General features: G+C 28.8%; 1 protein-coding gene. It reads right to left on the reverse strand.

All coding sequences use genetic code 11. The features are described 5' to 3' along the window. Window positions 1-863 (reverse strand): PTS sugar transporter subunit IIC (locus tag SH09_RS12410; RefSeq protein WP_042739963.1); only part of this gene is annotated, 863 nt, incomplete at its 3' end. Window positions 864-1,739 lie beyond the last annotated feature (876 nt).

Raw genomic sequence — 1,739 nt, forward strand, 5'->3', positions numbered from 1 at the left:
CCAGCCGATTCTGCATCATTTTTAATCTGTAGTAAACTTCCAAAAAAGCCTGATATAGCTGCGGTACAAGTTACAGGCAATAATAGAATTGGGTAACGTATCATATTAGGCATCATCATCTTCATAGCTCCTAATAAGATAGCAATTGGCACCCCTATTTTATTTACTTTCCAGGTTCCTACAACTAACATAATTGCACTAGACGTAACACCGATAGCTGCTGAACCAGCTGCTAAACCTGATATACCAATGGCCATAGAGATTGCAACTGTAGAAACAGGTGAAATGATAATAACTGAAAATAGTACAGATATAATAATAGACATAATCATTGGCTGTGTGTTGGTAACACTATTAACTATATTTCCTAACCCTGTTGTAATTAATTGTGTGTACGGTAACATTAACAAACCTAATAAACCAGGCAAAGCTCCAGCAATCAAAGGTAGTAAAATAATATTTAAACTTCCCAACCTATCTTTAACAATTAGTATAATTAAAATTGAGATTGATGCTGTTATCATCGTATTAATAAGATCTCCTATACCTGTAAGTACCCATTGTTCTTCTGAAATTATTGCTGCTCCAGATCCTATGAAAGCTGCTGTACCTGTAATAACAGATTGTATGGAAGATAACTTAAACTGTAGCGCAATCAATACACCTGTAATGACAGGAATTGTAAATTGAATGCCTTGTACGACAAATAATAGTTTTGTAAAAATATAGTTACTTTGACTTAAATAATTAAATAGACCACCTAGTATTGCGTTAGGTATTAAACCCACAACAATAGCTAATGCGACGCCATTCAATACATTAAATAAAAAGTTTTTAGGGGTTGTTTTTTTATTTTCTTCCATAAAAGCCTCCAATTAATAAAGTAATCAAAATATTAGTCTCTTAAGTATTTTAATACATTTTATGTGAAAATACTCATTTATTTTAGATGATATCTATATAATTTAGAGGAAAGAGAACATGGAATTGTAAAATAACAAAAATATAACTGTTATAACTGTTAAAACATTGTCTGTTTAATCACGATAATAAAAAAGGTGCTACTTAATGTAGCACCTTTTCTCTGATTTCATTAATATATGCTTAGAGCATAGCATTTAAAGTTCAATTTAATTTGGAGTCATATTAATATAAAGGATGGAGGTTATTAAACACCAATCGCTTTAAGTAATTCAGAAACTGCTCCTAAGATGTCTGGTGCAGCTTGTAAACCTTTATTTAATAAATCACCAATTACTGTTAAGAAATCCAAAATAATCTCTCCTTTAATTTAGTAATAAATATTATTAACTTTATCCAAATAATTTAGAAATTAGTTCAGCTAAGATTTGAACACCTTTGCCAACAATAGAAACAATTTGTGATGCATCCATGTAAAACACCCCTTTGTCTTTATGTTAATTATATAATAGTATATTAAACAATATAATTGTCTAAAATTTCTTAAGTGTCGAAAATGAATGCCTATCTGTAAGTTTAAAGATAAGTTTTAACAAATACGCAATATTATTGTTGCGTATTTGTAGTTTATGAAATTATATATAATATACTTTGAAATATGTATTAATAATAAATGAGACAAAATGACCCTAAGTTGAAAATGAAAGATGTTTTTTTACTATATAGACTATTGAAATAGATCTATTTTAACCTTATTAAATCACATTAGTATTTTTATATCAGAAGTGTTTAAACATGGGTAGAGAAAAAGTGATATA

The sequence above is a fragment of the Staphylococcus gallinarum genome (assembly GCF_000875895.1).
Classification (GTDB): Bacteria; Bacillota; Bacilli; order Staphylococcales; family Staphylococcaceae; genus Staphylococcus; species Staphylococcus gallinarum.